The 18,973-nt window shown below is 68.1% G+C and carries 19 protein-coding genes; 6 read left to right on the top strand and 13 right to left on the bottom strand.

Annotation, left to right across the window (positions count from 1 at the left end; all coding sequences use genetic code 11):
• Positions 1 to 4 precede the first annotated feature (4 nt).
• The 5 genes from VN520_RS13725 to VN520_RS13710 form a co-directional block, all read right to left on the bottom strand.
• Positions 5 to 916, bottom strand: a complete 912-nt coding sequence (locus VN520_RS13725; protein ID WP_325747172.1) for a hypothetical protein — start codon at positions 914 to 916, stop codon at positions 5 to 7.
• Between the two features lie 14 nt (positions 917 to 930).
• Positions 931 to 1,275 (bottom strand): hypothetical protein, encoded by a 345-nt coding sequence (locus tag VN520_RS13720; protein ID WP_325747171.1) that lies wholly within the window; start codon positions 1,273 to 1,275, stop codon positions 931 to 933.
• 29 nt (positions 1,276 to 1,304) lie between these two features.
• Complete coding sequence (locus VN520_RS39620) at positions 1,305 to 1,520, bottom strand: helix-turn-helix domain-containing protein (protein ID WP_414719844.1); 216 nt, start codon at positions 1,518 to 1,520, stop codon at positions 1,305 to 1,307.
• Between the two features lie 882 nt (positions 1,521 to 2,402).
• Positions 2,403 to 2,561, bottom strand: a complete 159-nt coding sequence (locus VN520_RS13715) for a helix-turn-helix domain-containing protein (protein WP_325747170.1) — start codon at positions 2,559 to 2,561, stop codon at positions 2,403 to 2,405.
• Between the two features lie 85 nt (positions 2,562 to 2,646).
• Positions 2,647 to 3,189 carry a hypothetical protein gene (locus VN520_RS13710; protein WP_185300444.1) on the bottom strand — a complete coding sequence of 181 codons (543 nt, stop codon included), beginning with the start codon at positions 3,187 to 3,189 and terminating at the stop codon, positions 2,647 to 2,649.
• Between the two features lie 121 nt (positions 3,190 to 3,310).
• On the opposite strand from VN520_RS13710, the gene VN520_RS13705 reads away from it, so the two are divergent.
• Positions 3,311 to 4,486, top strand: coding sequence for a site-specific integrase (locus VN520_RS13705; protein WP_325747187.1), 1,176 nt, complete (start codon positions 3,311 to 3,313; stop codon positions 4,484 to 4,486).
• A 200-nt stretch (positions 4,487 to 4,686) separates the two neighbouring features.
• Here VN520_RS13705 and VN520_RS13700 read toward each other — a convergent pair whose 3' ends face one another.
• The gene (locus tag VN520_RS13700) at positions 4,687 to 5,844 is read right to left on the bottom strand and encodes an acyl-CoA dehydrogenase (RefSeq protein WP_325747186.1); all 1,158 of its coding nucleotides are present in this window, start codon (positions 5,842 to 5,844) and stop codon (positions 4,687 to 4,689) included.
• A gap of 196 nt (positions 5,845 to 6,040) precedes the next feature.
• On the opposite strand from VN520_RS13700, the gene VN520_RS13695 reads away from it, so the two are divergent.
• Positions 6,041 to 7,384 (top strand): UDP-glucose/GDP-mannose dehydrogenase family protein, encoded by a 1,344-nt coding sequence (locus VN520_RS13695; protein WP_325747169.1) that lies wholly within the window; start codon positions 6,041 to 6,043, stop codon positions 7,382 to 7,384.
• Between the two features lie 91 nt (positions 7,385 to 7,475).
• Here VN520_RS13695 and VN520_RS13690 read toward each other — a convergent pair whose 3' ends face one another.
• From VN520_RS13690 to VN520_RS13680, 3 genes are read right to left on the bottom strand one after another with little or no spacing between them, the layout of a single operon-like run.
• A complete protein-coding gene (locus tag VN520_RS13690) occupies positions 7,476 to 8,669 on the bottom strand; it encodes a dipeptidase (protein ID WP_325747168.1) in 1,194 nt (397 codons plus the stop codon).
• Between the two features lie 10 nt (positions 8,670 to 8,679).
• Positions 8,680 to 9,216, bottom strand: coding sequence for a 5-(carboxyamino)imidazole ribonucleotide mutase (gene purE, locus VN520_RS13685; RefSeq protein WP_325747167.1), 537 nt, complete (start codon positions 9,214 to 9,216; stop codon positions 8,680 to 8,682).
• Entirely contained in the window at positions 9,213 to 10,352 is a 1,140-nt protein-coding gene (locus VN520_RS13680) for a 5-(carboxyamino)imidazole ribonucleotide synthase (protein WP_325747166.1), read from the bottom strand. The genes purE and VN520_RS13680 overlap by 4 nt, the downstream gene beginning before the upstream one ends.
• 174 nt (positions 10,353 to 10,526) lie before the next feature.
• On the opposite strand from VN520_RS13680, the gene VN520_RS13675 reads away from it, so the two are divergent.
• Positions 10,527 to 11,048, top strand: a complete 522-nt coding sequence (locus VN520_RS13675; protein WP_325747165.1) for a GtrA family protein — start codon at positions 10,527 to 10,529, stop codon at positions 11,046 to 11,048.
• 26 nt (positions 11,049 to 11,074) lie between these two features.
• Here VN520_RS13675 and VN520_RS13670 read toward each other — a convergent pair whose 3' ends face one another.
• Together VN520_RS13670 and VN520_RS13665 are read right to left on the bottom strand one after the other, a co-directional pair.
• On the bottom strand, positions 11,075 to 12,343 hold the full coding sequence (locus VN520_RS13670) for an ATP-binding protein (protein WP_325747164.1): 1,269 nt from the start codon (positions 12,341 to 12,343) through the stop codon (positions 11,075 to 11,077).
• A 14-nt stretch (positions 12,344 to 12,357) separates the two neighbouring features.
• Positions 12,358 to 13,035 (bottom strand): response regulator transcription factor, encoded by a 678-nt coding sequence (locus tag VN520_RS13665; RefSeq protein WP_325747163.1) that lies wholly within the window; start codon positions 13,033 to 13,035, stop codon positions 12,358 to 12,360.
• A 490-nt stretch (positions 13,036 to 13,525) separates the two neighbouring features.
• Here VN520_RS13665 and VN520_RS13660 point away from each other — a divergent pair, with 490 nt between their 5' ends.
• Positions 13,526 to 15,016, top strand: a complete 1,491-nt coding sequence (locus VN520_RS13660; RefSeq protein ID WP_325747162.1) for an oligopeptide:H+ symporter — start codon at positions 13,526 to 13,528, stop codon at positions 15,014 to 15,016.
• 106 nt (positions 15,017 to 15,122) lie between these two features.
• Here the strand turns inward: VN520_RS13660 and VN520_RS13655 are convergent, their stop codons facing one another.
• Both VN520_RS13655 and VN520_RS13650 read right to left on the bottom strand, forming a co-directional pair.
• Positions 15,123 to 15,617: an ATP-binding protein gene (locus VN520_RS13655; protein ID WP_325747161.1), complete on the bottom strand. Its 495-nt coding sequence runs from the start codon at positions 15,615 to 15,617 to the stop codon at positions 15,123 to 15,125.
• Between the two features lie 202 nt (positions 15,618 to 15,819).
• Complete coding sequence (locus tag VN520_RS13650) at positions 15,820 to 16,188, bottom strand: STAS domain-containing protein (RefSeq protein WP_325747160.1); 369 nt, start codon at positions 16,186 to 16,188, stop codon at positions 15,820 to 15,822.
• A 293-nt stretch (positions 16,189 to 16,481) separates the two neighbouring features.
• On the opposite strand from VN520_RS13650, the gene VN520_RS13645 reads away from it, so the two are divergent.
• Complete coding sequence (locus VN520_RS13645) at positions 16,482 to 17,465, top strand: RNA polymerase sigma factor SigF (RefSeq protein ID WP_325747159.1); 984 nt, start codon at positions 16,482 to 16,484, stop codon at positions 17,463 to 17,465.
• Between the two features lie 271 nt (positions 17,466 to 17,736).
• Positions 17,737 to 18,973, top strand: a 1,237-nt coding sequence (locus VN520_RS13640) for a lipopolysaccharide biosynthesis protein (protein WP_414719843.1), incomplete at its 3' end; no start/stop codon positions are given.

Raw genomic sequence — 18,973 nt, 5'->3', positions numbered from 1 at the left:
CGGATCAGGCCGCGGTGGCCCATTCAACGGCAGCCTTGACGATTCCCTTGGTCGGCTTGGACTCATCAAAGGTGTTGTCAACCTTCTTGGTGTCCAGCTCGGGGTATCGGACGATCTTGCCGCCGTACAGGTGCAGGGTGTCGATGTAATCTGCCCGGTACTTCTCCGACTGGCCCTCGCGGAACCCGGAGAACTGGGAAGCGTAGGTAGCGAACTCAGAGTGTCCGGCGACGATATCCGCCCCAGCAGGCATGGCAGTCGTGGACAGGATCGTGAAGCCTGCCAGACGGGCCACCACCCCGTTAGCGGTCACGCCGCCCTCGCCGTAGGCCGCAGCATTGGCAACGGACGGATGCTCAATCAGATACCGCTTCACGCGAGGCGAGACGACCACGTAACGGCCTGCGGGGATGTCGTTATCATCCAGGGCCAGCATCATGTCCAGGATGGCGCTGTAGAACGCCTGTGGGGCTGTGGCGGCATCGGTGGTGACATTCGGGAAGGCCGTAGCGCCGCTGACAATGGTGTTTCCCATGAAGGTGTCGGCCTCCCGGGCAAGGGCCCGGATCATCTGCTGGTTGATCGGGGAACTGAGCCCGCCTGCAACCTGGATGCGCTCCGCGTCCTCAATGAGGACCTGGAGGTACTTGGCCTCAGTGATGGGGAGCTTCTGATCAACGGTTTCAGGTCGCTGGGCGGTCATGCCGTCCGGGAGCTTGTAGTCACCAACCGAGGGCCGCAGAAGCGAGTTGATGTGGACAACATCGCCCTTCTTCCGGATCTCGCCCTCGTACTTGTTGTTAGAAACGATGGGGGAAGCCCAGACCAGCAGCGGGTCAAACTGGGTGAGTAGGTCGGCATCCCAGATTTCCGGGACGAACGTGTGGCTAGAGACAGACTGGTAAGCAAAGGTCATATAGGTACTCCTGATTAGCGGTTACGAACGTCGAGGGAAACGCGACGCACAGGAACGGGATTGTGTCGGTAGTAGCCGGTTCCGGCGATCTGCGGAAACTCCGTTTTGGGCATGAGCGGGGTGAGGGCCTTGGTGATCGCCTCGTTCGAAGGGTTGCCGTCCTCACCAAGAAGCTTCGAAGCATCCAGGTAGTCGGTGAAGCCATTGGGAAGATTGATACCGGCCTGGGCGGCGTGAGCCTTGAGTTCGGCCGTTGCGAGCTTGGTCGAGTACTCGCGGTGCAACTCGGCTAGTACGGCGTCAGAACCGTCGGCCGGCCGCTGGGCTGGAGAATGGGAATCGGTCTGGGAGTCGCTCATGGGCGACACCTCCTAACTAATCGTTCAGTTCATGCAGTCTGAGCTGAGTGGTGATCAAGAAGTAGAGAGAGCAGCGGCGTACACAGATGCCGGGATGCCTGCACCAGAGTGCGGAAGCTTGGCGTCGTCTCGCCTGACTCCCACCGGTACACAGTGGAGGGAGCGATAAACAGCGCGTCGGCTAGTTCCTCCACGGACAGGCCGAGAGTGACACGACGGGCAGCAAAAGCGTGCCGATCAAACATGGAGAACTCCAAGTAACTCGTTGCAGAATTGCGAATCTCGGGGTGATCGCGCGCCGGTCGCAGCCGCGCTCTGACGTGAGGAATTTCCCTCCCTCACCCACGGCTGGGAGGGAAATACGCAGCGGCAGAGGAAGGCTGAGACAGACTTAAACGCATCGAGGGCCCCCGGCCGGAGATTCGAATACCGCCGAACATGGCGGAATGTGGCCTGTCACTGGACTCATAACAGAACAGGCCACCCCTCCCAAGGGGGTGGCCTGAACTGATCAAATCTATGGAACTGTGTCCCGGTGCTCGCTTCAGCTCACCCCGGCTTCAACCTGCTATTTAAGAAGGGGCGTAGGACTCGCCCTTGGTATCAAGGGGCCGAGGCCACCGTTTCGTTAACGCCTCCTCCTCCGCCCACCCGTACGCCATGTGCCCACGCGCTGGAGGGGAATGGACTCCCGCCCCTGGCGATGTTGTCGCATTCCGCTTCCCAGTGCTGAGCATCACCCGGCGTACTGAACATCCAATCTCCCTGGCGGGCATCCCATGGGATGTTGTGCCCGTGTGTGGCGCACTCCTCCCGCTTCTTCTTCGAGGGTGCATCCATAGACGCCACCGTGCCCGGAATCAGCAGGCACCGAGCCGAAGCGGACGGAGCCAGCAACCCGGCCCTGATCAGGTTGCAGCGCGTCTGGCGGTACCGACCCGCGCTGTACGTCTGCCCCTTCTCATTGGTCAGGATGAGTTCCAGTTCACCGGACCCCAAGGGTGCATGTCCGCCCCTTTGCATCCGGTCCAGAGCAAGCAGCCACATGCGGGTTTCAAGATGGAGAACGGCGCTCCCAATGGCAGGGTTCGAGCGCTCGGGTCGGTAGACCTTGGCAAATCGGTAGCTCACCGCGTCCCCTGCCTGTCCAGCCAGCGGTCCAGATCCACAGGACGGCACCGGAGCGACTGCCCGACCCTCCGAAATGGGATCTCCTCCCGCTTCCAATTCTCGTACACCCAACTACGGGGTTTGGCCAGGAACTCAGCCACATCATTCAAAGTCATGAGCTTGGTCAATCTGTCCTCCGAAAATAAAAAAACCCCCGAGTGGCCTCGGGGGCATGTGAATCTTGAATATGGAATGGAGTCATTAACTCCCAGACTTGAGCACAGCGCCCAATACGTCCTTGGTCTTCTCAGTCAGCTCGCCTCCCGCCTTGCCAGCAAGCGTGCTCAGGAAGCCCTCTCGGCGAGCCTTCTTCAAGTGATCTTTGACGGTCTCAGGGCGGCGCCCGATCACTCGGGCCAGCCACGGGACGGGAGCGGGGGCCCCACTGTCCGCCATGCCGGTATAGGTGGCGGCCAACATCGCCAAGTACCGCTCAGAAACTCCCTCACTAGCCAGGATCTCACCGGCGACCCGTCCGCCCTCTTCGAGCTTCCGAGCCACGTCCTCCAGCGTGCGCTGAGCCTCTGGAGCCACTTTGGCTACGTTCATCGCTGCCGCGATGTCCAGCCTGCGCAGCACGGTCGTAGAAATGCCCCGGGCAACGTCACGAGTGGGCGCGTCCGCAGCAGGCTCCACGGTCATCCGCTGCGGGCCACCTGTCACAGGGCCGGTCGGCCACCACATCCGTACTACCCAACTTCCCTGCTGCTGACTGATCTCGAACCCGCTCTCATCTGCTTCCACACCTCCCACTGTAGCACCACACAGGGTGGTCCACCCTGTGTTGACAACCCTGGGTGGTCATGGCGCAGACTTAGTGAGGGCCCGGTCAGCGGGCTCGATGGCTGAAGGGGTGGGCTCGCCAGTGGCAAGGGCTTGGGTAGCAAGGTCGACAGACGACCCGAAGAAGTGGACGACCTTTTGGTACGACCCGGATGGGAAGCAGCGGCAAAAATCCTTTGAGACTAAGAAGCGCGCCGACGACCAGCGCAAGCGCAAGGAACAGGAACTCGACGCTGGTACCTACCTGGATGACAGGTTGGGCAAGCAGCCGGTGACAAGTGTCTGGGAGCAGTGGACCCAGCAAAGGAAGCTGGAGAACAGCACCAAGAAGCAGTACCGATCGATCCAGAACACGACCCTGGAACCGTTCTTCAAGGCCCGCTCCATCGTGTCCTTGAAGGTCGCGGACATCGAACAATGGCTGCTGTGGATGGAGCAGGACAGAAACCTCTCTGCCCGGACTCGGCGTCAGCGGTTTTCGTTCTTCTCCGGGATGATGGATTGGGCCGTTGTCAACGAGATCATCGGGCGCAATCCGTGCAAGAAGATCAGGCACGCAGGCAGCCGTGCCAAGGAAATACGCGAGCACAAGAGCAACGCCCGGCGGCTGACGACTCGGGAAGTGCTGGCCATGCTGAACGGGGTTCCGCCCCGATATCGGGCGATGCTCTGGCTCATGGCGGGATGCGGTCTCCGGATCGGCGAGGCCATGGCGGTCTCACGCGATCAGATCGACTTCCAGGCCGAGGTCCTACGCGTCGATTTCCAGATAGCGGAGGACGGCGAATCTGAGTCGGGGAAGAACAGCGCACTACAGCGGCGGCACATCAAGGCCCGTGACGAAGAGGAGCCGGGGCGAGTGGTGCCCCTTCCGCCGAACGTGGCCTTCGAGCTGCGCAGGCACATCAAGAACCACGGCGTATGGGGATCGGAGCGCCTGCTGTTCCCCAACATCACTCGCACCGGGTACCTGTACGCCTCGTACTTCTACCGGCAAATCTGGCTGGTCGCCCTGACGAAGGGTGAGGTGACCTACTGCAAGCCGCACTCCATGCGGCACTACTACGGGTCCCGGCTGCTCTATGCGGGCGTCCCTGAGAACGACGTTGCCGACTGGATGGGGCACAGCAGCACGGACGTGCTCCGCGAGCGCTATCACTACATCTTCGAGGGTGCCGAGCAGCGAGGGCGCGCAGCCATCGCCACCATGCTGACCCCCGACGCGGACGACCCCACCGAGCGAGACGAAGTCGCCTGACCCAGCCCATACGAAAAGCCCCCGGCATCACGCCGGGGGCCTTGTCGTTTATGCAGGTCAGCACCCGTTCCGGGGCCAGTGTCCGCCCAGGATTCCCCCAGCATGACGCCCAGGAAGGGGCCGGAACGGGCCCGAACGGATCGGAAGCCGATCACCTCTCCGAGATCACCGGAAAAGGCGGCTGACCTGCGAAAACCCTGCTACGGCAGGTTCCTTGCCATGACGATGCGCTGGACCTGGTTCGTGCCTTCATAAATCTGGGTGATCTTGGCGTCGCGCATCATCCGCTCCACCGGGTAGTCCCGCGTGTAGCCGTAGCCGCCGAGCAGCTGGACCGCGTCCGTGGTGACCTCCATCGCGACGTCGGAGGCGAAGCACTTGGCCGCGGCGCCGAAGAAGGTCAGGTCACCGTCGAGGCGCTCGGACTTGGCGGCGGCGGAGTAGGTGAGCTGGCGGGCCGCCTCCAGCTTCATCGCCATGTCGGCGAGCATGAACTGAACGCCCTGGAAGTCGCCGATCGGCTTGCCGAACTGCTTGCGCTCCTGGACGTAGCCCTTGGCGTAGTCGAGGGCGCCCTGGGCGATGCCGAGCGCCTGGGCCGCGATCGTGATGCGGGTGTGGTCCAGGGTCTTCATCGCCGTGGCGAAGCCGGTGCCCTCCTCGCCGATCATGCGGTCGGCGGGGATGCGGACGTTGTCGAGGTAGATCTCGCGCGTCGGGGAGCCCTTGATGCCGAGCTTCTTCTCCGGGGCCCCGAAGGAGACGCCCGGGTCCGACTTCTCGACGACGAACGCCGAGATGCCCTTGGAGCGCTTCGTCGGGTCCGTGACCGCCATGACCGTGTAGTACTCGGAGACGCCCGCGTTGGTGATCCAGCGCTTCACGCCGTTGAGGACCCAGAAGTCGCCGTCGCGGACGGCCTTGGTCTTCATGCCCGCCGCGTCCGAGCCGGCGTCCGGCTCGGAGAGGGCGTACGAGAACATCGCGTCGCCCTTGGCGAGCGGGCCCAGGTACCTCTTCTTGAGGGCCTCGGAGCCGGAGAGGATCACCGGGAGCGAGCCCAGCTTGTTCACGGCCGGGATCAGGGAGGAGGACGCGCAGACGCGGGCCACCTCCTCGATCACGATGACCGTGGCGAGCGCGTCGGCGCCCGCGCCGCCGTACTCCTCCGGGACGTGGACCGCGTGCAGGTCCGAGGCGACCAATGCGTCCAGTGCCTCCTGCGGGAAGCGTGCCTCCTCGTCGACCGCGGCGGCGTGCGGGGCGATCTTCGCCTCGGCGAGCGAACGGATCGTCTCGCGGAGCATGTCGTGCTCCTCGGCCGGACGGTACAGGTCGAAATCGGTCGAACCCGCCAAGACGTTCACTCCCCAAGGATGCTAACTACCGTTAAGTAACCCAATTTTAGTGGCCCTGCCGAGCGAAGGCATACGGGCGGGGCACGTGAGCTTGCCGACAGCCGTGCGGGCCGCCCCCGAGGCGGCCGGGAACGGCGTTCCGCACGCCCGGTTATGCTCGGCTCCGCACGTCTGTCCGCATCGTTCAGGAGCACCCATGGCCCTCAGGATCACCGTGATCGGCACCGGCTACCTCGGCGCCACCCATGCCGCGGCCATGGCGGAGCTGGGCTTCGAGGTCCTCGGGCTCGATGTCGTGCCCGAGAAGATCGAGATGCTCTCGGCCGGCAGGGTGCCGATGTACGAGCCGGGGCTCGAGGAGATCCTGCGGAAGCATGTCGCCGGCCTCGAAGGGTCCACGGGACGGCTGCGGTTCACCACCTCCTGGGAGGAGATCGGCGCGTTCGGCGATGTGCACTTCGTCTGCGTGAACACTCCCCAGAAGCACGGCGAGTACGCCTGCGACATGAGCTATGTGGACAGCGCCTTCGAGTCACTGGCCCCGCAGCTCACCCGGCCCGCGCTGGTCGTGGGCAAGTCCACCGTCCCGGTGGGCTCCGCCGCCCGGCTGTCGGCACGGCTGGCCGAGCTGGCGCCGGCGGGTACGGACGCGGAGCTGGCCTGGAACCCGGAGTTCCTGCGTGAGGGCTTCGCGGTGAAGGACACGCTGCACCCGGACCGGATCGTCGTCGGTGTCGGGAGCGAGCGGGCCGAGAAGCTGCTGCGCGAGGTCTACGCGGGACCGATCGCCGAGGGCTCGCCCTTCGTGGTGACGGACTTCCCGACCGCCGAGCTGGTGAAGACCTCCGCCAACTCCTTCCTCGCGACCAAGATCTCGTTCATCAACGCCATGGCCGAGGTCTGCGAGGCCGCCGACGGTGACGTGGTGAAGCTCGCCGAGGCCATCGGCCACGACGAGCGCATCGGGAAGAAGTTCCTGCGGGCCGGGATCGGTTTCGGCGGGGGCTGCCTGCCCAAGGACATCCGCGCCTTCATGGCGCGCGCCGGCGAGCTGGGCGCCGACCAGGCGCTGACCTTCCTGCGGGAGGTCGACTCCATCAACATGCGCAGGCGCGGGCACATGGTGGAGCTGGCCCGCGAGGCCGTGGGCGGAGGGTCGTTCCTCGGCACGCGGGTCGCGGTGCTGGGCGCCACCTTCAAGCCGGACTCCGACGACGTACGCGACTCGCCGGCCCTGAACGTCGCCGGGCAGATCCATCTGCAGGGCGGCCAGGTGACGGTGTTCGACCCCAAGGGCATGGACAACGCCCGGCAGCTGTTCCCGACGCTCGGCTACGCGGACACGGCGCTGGACGCCGTGCGCGGTGCGGACGTGGTGCTGCACCTGACGGAGTGGAGCGAATTCCGGGAGCTGGACCCGGCTGCGCTGGGCGAGGCCGTGGGACGGCGGATCATGCTGGACGGCCGCAACGCACTGGACCCCGTGGTGTGGCGCGAGGCCGGCTGGACGTACCGGGCGATGGGCCGCCCGAAGGCCTGACGCGAGGAGCTGCCCCCGCCCCGGCACAAGAAGAGACCGACGCGGGAAGGCGGCGGCCCCGGGGCCGCCGCCTTCCCGCCGGGCGCCGGGGTCAGCGGGCCGGGCCGTCCAGCTCGTCGATCGTCGCGTGGGACGGGCCGGTCCGGCTGCTCAGGTCGCGGGACACCGCCTCGGCGTCGCGCAGGACCCGTACCGCGTTCTTCCACGTCAGCTTGGCGACGTCGGACTCCGACCAGCCACGTGTGAGCAGCTCCGCGATCAGGTGCGGATAGCCCGAGACGTCCTCCAGCCCCAGCGGGAGGAACGCCGTGCCGTCGTAGTCGCCGCCGATGCCGATGTGGTCGATCCCGGCGACCTCGCGCATGTGGTCGAGGTGGTCGGCGATCGTGGCCACGGTGGCCATCGGGCGCGGGTGGAGCGCTTCGAAGTCCGCGTGGATGCGCATGGCGGCCGGTGTGGTGTCCAGGTGGTGCAGGCCGTGCTCCCGCATGTTGCGGTCCGCGGCGAGCGTCCATTCGACGGCCGCCGGCAGGACGAACTTCGGTACGAAGGTCGCCATGGCCACGCCGCCGTTGGCCGCGAGCATCCGCAGCACGTCGTCGGGGATGTTGCGCGGGTGGTCGCAGACCGCCCGCGCGGAGGAGTGCGAGAAGATCACCGGCGCGACGGAGGTGGCCAGCGCGTCACGCATCGTGGTGTCCGCCACGTGGGAGAGGTCGACCAGCATGCCGATGCGGTTCATCTCGCGTACGACCTCACGGCCGAACTCCGACAGGCCGCCGACGCGCGGGGAGTCGGTCGCCGAGTCCGCCCAGTCGGTGTTGTCGTTGTGCGTGAGCGTCATGTAGCGGACGCCCAGGGAGTGCAGGGCGCGCAGCGTGCCCAGGGAGTTGTTGATGGAGTGGCCGCCCTCGGCACCCATCAGGGAGGCTGTACGGCCCTCGGCGCGGGCCTCCTCCATGTCGTCGGCGGTCAGGGCGCGCCGCAGGTCGGCCGGGTAGCGGGCCAGCATCTCGCCGACCACGTCGATCTGCTCCAGCGTGGCGCTGACCGCGGCGTCGCCCGCCAGGCGGGGCGTGACGTAGACCGACCAGAACTGCGCGCCGACACCGCCGGCCCGCAGCCGCGGGATGTCGGTGTGCAGGGTGCCGGTCTGGTCCCGGGAGATGTCACGGGCGTCGAGGTCGTAACCGACCTGCTCGCGCAGGGCCCAGGGAAGGTCGTTGTGGCCGTCGACGACGGGATGGTCGGCGAGGAGCAGCCGGGCGCGGTCCAGGTGGTCCATCCACGACCGCCTACTTCCCGAAGCCGAAGGAATCCGCACCCTGGGTCTTGGCGCGCAGCCGCTTGCCCTTCTCCGTCGCCTGCTCCTTGAGCTCCTGCTGGAATTCCTTCATCCGCTCCAGCAGCGCGCTGTCGTGGGCGGCGAGGATGCGGGCGGCGAGCAGGCCCGCGTTACGGGCACCGCCGACGGAGACCGTGGCGACGGGGACCCCGGCCGGCATCTGGACGATGGACAGCAGGCTGTCCATGCCGTCGAGGTACTTCAGCGGGACCGGGACGCCGATCACGGGCAGCGGCGTGACGGAGGCCAGCATGCCGGGCAGGTGGGCCGCACCGCCCGCTCCCGCGACGATCGCCCTGAGACCGCGGTCCGCGGCCTTCTCGCCGTACGCGATCATCTCGTGCGGCATGCGGTGGGCGGAGACGACGTCGACCTCGTAGGGGATCTCGAACTCGTCGAGGGCCTTGGCGGCCGCTTCCATCACGGGCCAGTCGGAGTCCGAGCCCATGACGATGCCGACGACGGGGGCGGAGCCTGGTGCGGTCATTCGGTGATCGTTCCTCGCAGGTAGTCGGCCGCGTGCCGGGCGCGCTCGCGCACGTCCGCCAGATCGTCGCCGTAGGTGTTGACGTGGCCCACCTTGCGGCCCGGCTTCACGTCCTTGCCGTACATGTGGATCTTGAGCTGCGGGTCGCGGGCCATGCAGTGCAGGTACCCCTGGTACATGTCCGGGTAGTCGCCGCCGAGGACGTTGCACATGACCGTCCAGGCGGCGCGCGGGCGGGGGTCGCCGAGCGGGAGGTCCAGGACGGCCCGCACGTGGTTGGCGAACTGCGAGGTGACCGCACCGTCCTGGGTCCAGTGCCCGGAGTTGTGCGGGCGCATCGCCAGCTCGTTCACGAGGATGTGTCCGTCGCGCGTCTCGAAGAGTTCCACCGCGAGGTGGCCCACCACGCCGAGCTCGGCCGCGATCCGCAGCGCGAGCTGCTGGGCCTCGCCGGCGAGGCGTTCGTCCAGGCCGGGCGCCGGGGCGATGACGGTGTCGCAGACCCCGTCGACCTGGAGGGACTCGACGACGGGGTAGGCGACGGCCTGGCCGTGCGGCGAGCGGACGATGTTGGCCGCCAGCTCCCTGGTGAAGTCGACCTTCTCCTCGGCGAGGACGGGAACACCGGCCCGGAAGGGCTCGGCGGCGTCCGCCTCGGAGCGGACCACCCAGACGCCCTTGCCGTCGTAACCGCCCCGGACCGTCTTGAGGACGACGGGGAAGCCGCCCACCTCCTCGGCGAAGGCGGCGGCGTCCGCCGGGTCCGCGACGAGGCGGTGACGGGGGCAGGGCGCGCCGATCTCCATGAGCTTCGCGCGCATCACCCCCTTGTCCTGGGCGTGCACCAGAGCGTCGGGGCCGGGGCGCACGGGGATGCCGTCCGCCTCCAGGGCCCGCAGGTGCTCGGTCGGCACGTGTTCGTGGTCGAAGGTGATCACGTCACAGCCGCGTGCGAAGGCGCGCAGCGTCTCCAGGTCGCGGTAGTCGCCGATGACGACTTCGCCGGCCACCTGGGCGGCCGAGTCCTGGGGAGTGTCACTGAGGAGCTTGAATTTCAGGCCGAGGGGGATGCCCGCCTCGTGGGTCATACGGGCGAGCTGACCGCCGCCGACCATGCCGACTACAGGGAACGTCACATGTCCAGGGTATCGGGCGTGCGGGAGCGCCCCTCACCCTCTCCCGGCAGGCCCCCGCGGCTCCCGGGCGGGACGCCTCGCCGGACGGGCCGTCCGCTTCACAGGCATCACACGGGAGGGCTGGATAGCATGGCCGGGTTGACGAAACCGACCGGACGGGGCTGAGCGATCACCATGAGCGAACGGGGCGCACTGCGGACCCGGCTTGATCTGCTGGCCCGGGAGGTCGCCAAGTTCGGCGCGGTCGGCGCACTCGGGCTGGTCGTCAACATCGCCGTCTCCAACCTGATCTGGCGCACCACGGACATCCCGGTGGTGCGCGCCGGGCTCATGGGGACGGTCGTCGCCATCCTCTTCAACTACGTCGGCTTCCGCTACTGGACCTACCGGGACCGGGACAAGACCGGCCGGACCCGTGAGCTGACGCTGTTCCTGCTGTTCAGCGCCGTCGGTGCGGTGATCGAGACGGGCGTGCTCTACGTGGCGACGTACGGCTTCGGGTGGAACAGCCCGGTCCAGAGCAACGTCTTCAAGATCCTGGGCATCGGGATCGCCACCCTGTTCCGCTTCTGGTCCTACCGCACCTGGGTGTTCAGGGCGCTGCCCGCCAAGGAGGCCGTGCTCGACGCGGAACGGTTTCTGGAGCAGCGGCGGCCCTCCGACGAAGTAGCTCCCGGCCCCGTGGTGCCCCGCTAGCTCCCGGCCCCGTACCCCGCTGGGGCTCAGCGCACCGGGCGTACGGAGTCCTTGCGGCCCGGCGCGACCCGGCTGAGGAAGAGGGCGAAGACCGGTGGCTGCTGCTGGAGCAGTTCGAGCCTGCCGCCGTCGGCCTCGGCGAGGTCCCGGGCCACGGCGAGGCCGATTCCGGTGGAGTTGCGGCCGCTGATGGTGCGCTCGAAGATCCGCGCCCCGAGGTCGGCGGGGACTCCGGGGCCCTCGTCCGTGACCTCGACGACGACCTGGTTGCCGGTGATGCGGGTACGCAGCGCGACCGTGCCGCCACCGTGCATCAGTGAGTTCTCGATCAGCGCGGCGAGCACCTGGGCGACGGCTCCGGGGGTGCCGACGGCCTCCAGGCCGTGCTTGCCCGAGCAGACGACGGCGCGGCCGGCGCTGCGGTACGCGGGCCGCCATTCCTCGATCTGCTGTTTGACGACCTCGTCGAGGTCGAAGACGACGGCGGAGCCGGTGCGCGGGTCACGGGAATTCGTCAGCAGCCGCTGCACCACGTCCGTGAGCCGCTCGACCTGGGTGAGCGCGATGTTCGCCTCCTCCTTCACCGTCTCCGGGTCGTCGGTGACGGAGATCTCCTCGATCCGCATGGAGAGGGCGGTCAGCGGCGTACGGAGCTGGTGGGAGGCGTCCGCGGCGAGACGCCGCTCCGCGGTCAGCATCCGGGCGATCCGCTCGGCGGAGGAGTCCAGGACGTCGGCGACCCGGTCCAGCTCCGTCACCCCGTAGCGCTTGTGCCGGGGGCGGGGATCGCCCGATCCGAGGCGTTCGGCGGTCTCGGCGAGGTCGGTGAGCGGGGAGGTCAGCCGGTCGGCCTGGCGTACGGCGAGGAGTACGGCGGAGATGATGGCGAGCAGCGCCACCGCTCCGATGATCAGCAGGGTCCGGCCGACCTCACGGGTCACGGCGGAGCGGGACTCCTCGACGGTGACCTTCTCGCCCCGCTCCCCCGTCTCGGTGCTGCGGGTGACGTCGCTGTCCGTGGGGCGCTCGCCCACCTCGATGGGGGCCCGGCCGGGGATCTCGACACGGGCGTAGCGGCTGGGGTCCACCTGCTCGGCCAGGACCTGGGGGGTGATCCGCTCGGCACCGAGCAGCCGGCTCTCGACGACGCTGATCAGCCGGAAGGCCTCGGAGTCGACGCTTTCCTGGGCACTGTTGCTGATGGTGCGGGTCTCGACGATGACGAGGGACACGCCGAAGACGGCGATCACGACGAGCACCACTGCGAGCGTGGAGTTGATCAGTCGGCGGCGCATGTCTGTTCTGTACGTCAGCTCTTCTCGAACCGGAAGCCGACGCCCCGGACGGTGGCGATGTAGCGCGGATTGGCCGCGTCGTCGCCGAGCTTCTTGCGGAGCCAGGAGATGTGCATGTCGAGGGTCTTGGTGGAGGACCACCAGGTGGTGTCCCAGACCTCACGCATCAGCTGGTCGCGGGTGACGACCCGCCCGGCGTCCCGCACGAGGACCCGCAGCAGGTCGAACTCCTTGGCGGTGAGCTGGAGTTCCTCCTCTCCCATCCAGGCCCGGTGCGACTCGACATCGATCCTGACGCCGTGCGTGGCGGGCTGCGGGGCGTGCTCGGTGGCGCCGCGGCGCAGCAGGGCGCGGACCCGGGCGAGGAGCTCGGCCAGGCGGAAGGGCTTGGTGACGTAGTCGTCGGCCCCGGCGTCGAGGCCGACGACCGTGTCGACCTCGTCGGCCCGGGCCGTGAGCACCAGGATGGGTACCGCGTGGCCGTCGGCCCGCAGCCGCCTGGCGACCTCCAGGCCGTCCATCCCGGGCAGCCCCAGGTCGAGGACGACCAGGTCGACGGCGCCCTGGAGCCCGGCGTCGAGTGCGGTCGGTCCGTCCTCGCGGACCTCGACCTCGTAACCCTCACGACGCAGGGCGCGAGCCAGCGGCTCCGAGATGGATGCGTCGTCCTCGGCGAGCAGTACACGGGTCATGCAGTGATGGTAGTCCGCACAGGCCTGCTGGGGTGAGGCACTGGGCAAGCCCTGCGGGTCAGGGCCACGAATCGGACATCCTCCTTTGAATATGGGAATGTGGTTCCACGTAAACCTGTGATCCATCTCTCAAGTCCTTCCATATCCCCGTGTGTCATGTCGTATGGTTGCTCGACGCCTGTTGCACCGCTGAAGGACCTTTTGGCTGCTTTCTGCGCCAGGGGGTCACTTTTGTGTACGGGCCGGTTCTCCCCGGCCCCGACCAGTGAATGACCTGTGGGCCGGGCCCGGAGCGCGAGGACGCGCACCGGGCGTGGATCCCTGAGCGGTCGGTCCCACGGCTCCGCCCCCCGCACTCCCTACGGATCGGGTGGCCGGGTCGAATCCCTTGAGGCGTCAGGGGTGGGGCGCTTCCGCCCCGGTGCCGGCCACCCCCCACCGGGCGCGTACCCCTCACGAGGCGGCGCGTCCCGACCAGCAAGGATCGACCATGGCGTCCAGCCTGACGAAGGACTCGGCCGGCACTTCCGGCTCCGAGAAGACCTTCTTCGGCCACCCCCGCGGCCTGGCCACTCTCTTCATGACGGAGATGTGGGAGCGTTTCAGCTACTACGGCATGCGCGCCCTTCTCCCGCTCTACCTGATCGCTCCCAACGGGCTTCACATGAACCCCGCCACGGCCACGGCGATCTACTCGGTCTACCTGTCGCTGGTGTACCTGCTCGCCATGCCCGGCGGCTGGTTCGGCGACCGCGTCTGGGGCCCCCGCAAGACCGTCGCCATCGCCGGCGGCGTCATCATGCTCGGCCACCTGACGCTGGCGCTGCCCTCCGAGGGCACCTTCTTCGCCGGGCTCGGCCTGGTCGCCATCGGCTCCGGTCTGCTGAAGTCCAACATCTCCACGATGGTCGGCCACCTCTACGACGGCCCGGACGACCCGCGTCGTGACGGTGGCTTCACGATCTTCTACATGGGCATCAACGTGGGCGCCTTCGCCGCCCCGCTGGTGATCGGCACCGTCGGTGAGAACGTCAACTGGCACCTGGGCTTCGCCCTGGCCGCCCTCGGCATGGGACTCGGCATCGCCCAGTTCCTGCTCGGCACGCGCCACCTGAACGAGCGCAGCCTCGTCGTGCCGAAGCCGCTCTCCGCCGACGAGCGCGCCTCCACCCTGCGCAAGTCGATGATCTGGCTGGGCATCGCGGCCGTCTTCTACATCGGCACGGTCGTCACCGGCGTCTACACGCTGAACTGGCTGCTGGTCCCGATCACGATCGCAGGCCTGGTCATCCCGGTGATGGTCCTGGCGCGCATCAAGCGCGACAAGGAGCTCAGCCAGACCGAGCAGAAGAAGATGTCCGGCTACATCTGGTTCTTCGTGGCCGCCGCCATCTTCTGGATGATCTACGACCAGGGCGGTTCCACCCTGGCGATCTTCGCCGAGTCCTCCGCGGAGAACTCGGTCCTCGGCTGGGCCTTCCCGGTCTCCTGGTACCAGTCGGTCAACCCGATCCTGATCATGGCGCTGGCCCCGGTCTTCGCCGCCTTCTGGCTGGCGCTGAACCGGCGGGGCAAGGAGCCGAGCACGGTCGTGAAGTTCAGCTCCGGTCTGGTGCTGGTCGGCGCGTCGTTCTTCCTCTTCCTGGCGCCGCTGACCATCGCGGGTGACGGCCACAAGGCCGCCGCGATGTGGCTGGTCGCGATCTACTTCGTGCAGACCGTGGGTGAGCTGACGCTCTCCCCGGTGGGCCTCTCGGTCACCACGAAGATGGCGCCCGCCAAGTACGCCAGCCAGATGATGGGTGTCTGGTTCCTGGCCGTGACCGCCGGTGACTGCACCACGGGCCTGCTGTCCATCGCGGGCGTCGAGCTCAACGGCACCGGGGTGGTGGCCCTCCAGGCCGCGCTCGCGGTCGTCGCAGGTGTCGCGGTCTTCATGTACCGCGGCAAGGTCAAGGCCCTCATGGGCGACGTCCGCTGACACGGACCCCGCACGTACGGCTCAGGCCCCCGCACCGGTCCGGTGCGGGGGCCTGAGCCGTACGTGCGGGCGTACGCGGAGAAGGAAGGGCCGGGGCGGGGTCGGGTCACGCGGGCGGTGCGGCGAGCTCCGCCCAGACGGTCTTACCGGGCTGTTCAGGGGTGCGTGTCACGCCCCAGTCCAGGCAGAGCCGCTGCACGATAAACATGCCGTGCCCGCCCGGCCGCCCCGCGCGGTGCGGGGTGCGGGGTGCGGGCTGTCCCGCTCCGCCGTCGGCGACCTCCACCCGGAGGACCTTCGACGACCAGGCGATACGCAGCTCATCGGGGCCGTCCGCGTGCAGACAGGCATTCGTGACCAGCTCGGAGACGACCAGCAGGACGTCCTCGGCGGCGGCCTTCCGGTCGGCGCCCGACGCGGGCAGCCAGCCCCAGTCGTGGAGCGCCTGCCTGGCGAAGTCGCGGGCCATGGGAACGATGCCCGTGGCCTCCCTCAGCGAGAGCGTGCGCCACTGCCGGTCAGCGGGCACGGCAGAGGCGGTCCCCGTGCCGTCCGGCTCGCGGCCGAGGCCGCCCGGCGGATGCTGCCGGGTGGTGCTCATCAGCGCTTCACCTCACCGATTCACCGTGTGTTGCCATCGAACAGATACTGATCAGATACAGCGTGTGCGGGGTTCCTCACCCCGACGGGGTGTCTCCTGCCCGGCTGAAAGGTGACGACACCCCCTACAAGTACGCCATGAGCGAGACTCTCGCGACAGCGGGGGCTCCCGCGACCGGGGATGCGCATGGAAGAAGCCGCGGTCAGTCGCTCAGAGCGGCTTCGAGCGAGGCGTGGACGGTGAAGACCGCTTCCGCTCCCGTGATCTCGAAGACGCGAGCCACCACGGGCTGCATTCCGGCCAGGTGAACCGCTCCCCCGGCCGCCTCGGCCTTCAGCCTGGCGCCGAGCAGCACGTTGAGCCCGGTGGAGTCGCAGAAGTCGAGCCGCGCACAGTCGACAACCAGACGCAAACGTCCTTGTTCGACCGCGCTCTCCAAAGGCTCCCGAAGCAGATCGGCCGTGTGGTGATCGAGCTCACCCACCGGCGTCACGACTTCGCTGCGCCCTTCGGTCCGGACCTCGACACTCAGCCGACCCTGGTTCGCACTGCCGACCGTCCCGCGGTCCATTCCCTGTCCCTCTTCGCCGTCCGTCACTACCCGCGCCCCTGTGTACGCGACTTCATCGTGGCTGCCCCCGACGTGCGTGGCACATTACGCGTTTCCCTCGCCACACGGTAGTCGGAGAACTCAACAAACCGGACATACAGGCGGAATTGGTGCTTGTAAGTCACGGCTGGAACCGGGTAAGGGTAGAGAAGACATCTGCACCAGGAATTCCGATCGGCTTCGGAGGCGCCGCTTCACCGCAGGAAGACGTATGGGCATCGGCAGCCATATGCCGAGAACGATGGAGGAGAACCATGTCACCCCGGCTCGACGTATCGCGTACCCGCATCGCGACGTCGGCATGTCCTCAGGGACCGACCGATTCCGACTCCGCTGCCGCGAGCGCCGTGCCCGGCCCGCGGAGCACCACAGGCACCACCACAGACCTGACCGGCGACGGCCTTCTTCAGGGCGAAGAATTCGAGGGTTTCGAGGGACTCCCCGCGATCCCGCCCTACGCCGAGATCGGCGCGCTGGACGCCAGGGCCCTGTCGAAGACGCTCTTCGCACGGCTCGAAACCCTCGACGAGGGCACCCACGAGCACGCGTACGTCCGTAACACCCTGGTCGAACTCAACCTCGCCCTGGTGAAGTTCGCCGCCTCCCGGTTCCGCACCCGCAGCGAACCCATGGAGGACATCGTCCAGGTCGGCACCATCGGCCTGATCAAGGCGATCGACCGCTTCGAGCTCAGCCGGGGCGTCGAGTTCCCGACGTTCGCGATGCCCACCATCATCGGCGAGATCAAGCGCTTCTTCCGCGACACCAGCTGGTCCGTGCGCGTCCCGCGCCGGTTGCAGGAGCTGCGGCTCGACCTGGCCAAGGCGGGTGACGAGCTGGCCCAGAAGCTGGACCGCGCCCCCACGGTCGCCGAACTCGCCGACCGCCTCGGCCTCACCAAGGACGAGGTCGTCGAGGGCATGGCCGCGAGCAACGCGTACACCGCGAGCTCGCTGGACGCCAAGGCCGAGGACAACGGCGACGGCAGCGAGGGCGCCCTCGCGGACCGCCTCGGCTACGAGGACCACGGCATCGAGGGCATCGAGTACGTCGAGTCCCTCAAGCCGCTCATCGCCTCGCTCCCCCTGCGCGACCGCACGATCCTCTCCATGCGCTTCGTCTCCAACATGACGCAGTCGGAGATCGGTGAGGAGCTCGGCATCTCGCAGATGCACGTGTCCCGGCTGCTCTCCCGGACCCTCGTCAAGCTCAGGAAGGGCCTGACCGTGGACGAGTGAGCCGGCGTCACCGGCACCCCCGGTACGTCGTTGTGGAAGGACCCGCCCCGGCCGAGGGGCGGGTCCTTCCGCATGGTTGACGAAGGGCCGCGGACCGGGCCACATTGGGCGGGGTTCTGGGGGGAACACATGGTTCATGGGGAGAGCGGTCCGGCGGACCGCGCCGCAGCGCATCCGTCCGGCGTGGACGCCGTACCCGGATCCGTGAGGAACGGCCCCGCCACCGGTCGTCGCGCGAAGGCGGGCGCCGGGCCCGCGGGAGCGCTTCCCGGTGGCTGACACGACGGACACCGGCCCGGCGAAGGCCGGTGCGACGTCCTCGCCCCTCCCGAAGGACGGTGCGGGCGGCGACTCGCTGTTCCGCAACGCCTACGCCCTGATGCTCTCCACCGGTGTCTCCGCCGCCCTCGGCCTGGGTTTCTGGCTGGTCGCCGCCCGCTACTACACGGAGGAGGCCGTCGGCCAGGGCTCCGCCGCCATCGCGGCGATGCGGCTCCTCGCCTCCGTCACCGCGACCACGATGATCGGCGCCGTCGTGCGCTACGTGCCCCGAGCCGGACGCGCCACCGCCTCCCTGGTCGCCCGCGCCTACCTGGTCAGTTCCGTCGTCGTCACCCTGGCCTGCGGGGTCTTCCTGCTCACCCTGGACCTGTGGGGTGATTCGTACGCCCCGCTCGGCACCCTGTCCGCCGGGCTCGTCTTCACCGGCTCCTGCGTCGCCTGGGCGGTCCTCACGCTCCAGGACGGGGTGCTGACCGGGCTGCGCCAGGCCTTCTGGGTACCGGTCGGCAACGCGGTGTTCTCCCTCGGCAAGCTGCTGCTCCTCGCCGCGTTCGCGACCGCCCTGCCGGTCCTCGGCGTCTTCGTGTCCTGGGCCGCGGCGATCGCCCTGTCCGTACTGCCGCTCGGCCTGCTGGTCTTCCGGCGGCTGATCCCCCGCCAGGCGGAAGCCGACCGCGACCGCGAGCCGCCCCGGCTGCGTGAGATCGGCAGATTCCTGGCCGGGGACTCCGTCGGCGCGCTCTTCAGCCTGGCCATGATCAACCTGCTGCCGGTGATGGTGGCCGTGCGCTTCGACGCCGCGCACAACGGCTTCTTCTACATCGCCTACACCGTCGGCGGCACCATGGAGTTCATGGCCGTCAACATGGCCGCCTCGCTCACCGCGCACGCCTCGCACAGCCCCGGCCGCCTCGCCGAAGGCGTACGCGGGGCACTGCGCCGCATGGCGGTCCTGCTGGTTCCCGTCGTGGCCGTGCTGGTCCTCCTCGCCCCGCAGATCCTCAGCCCCTTCGGCTCCGGCTACGCCGCCCACGGCACCCTGGTCCTGCGGCTGCTGGCCGCGGCCGCCCTGCCCAGGGTCGTGGTCGAGCTGTACATCGGCGTGCTGCGGGTGCAGGGCCGCACGGGGGCCCTGGCCGTCCTGCAGGGAGCGATGTGCGTCCTCGTCCTGGCCGGCGCCGCCGTGCTGCTCGGCCCGCTGGGGATCGCCGGCGCCGGCTGGGCCA

It is taken from the genome of Streptomyces sp. (assembly GCF_035563135.1).
In the GTDB taxonomy this organism is placed as follows: Bacteria; Actinomycetota; Actinomycetes; order Streptomycetales; family Streptomycetaceae; genus Streptomyces.
This window is presented reverse-complemented; position numbering and strand designations above follow the sequence as displayed.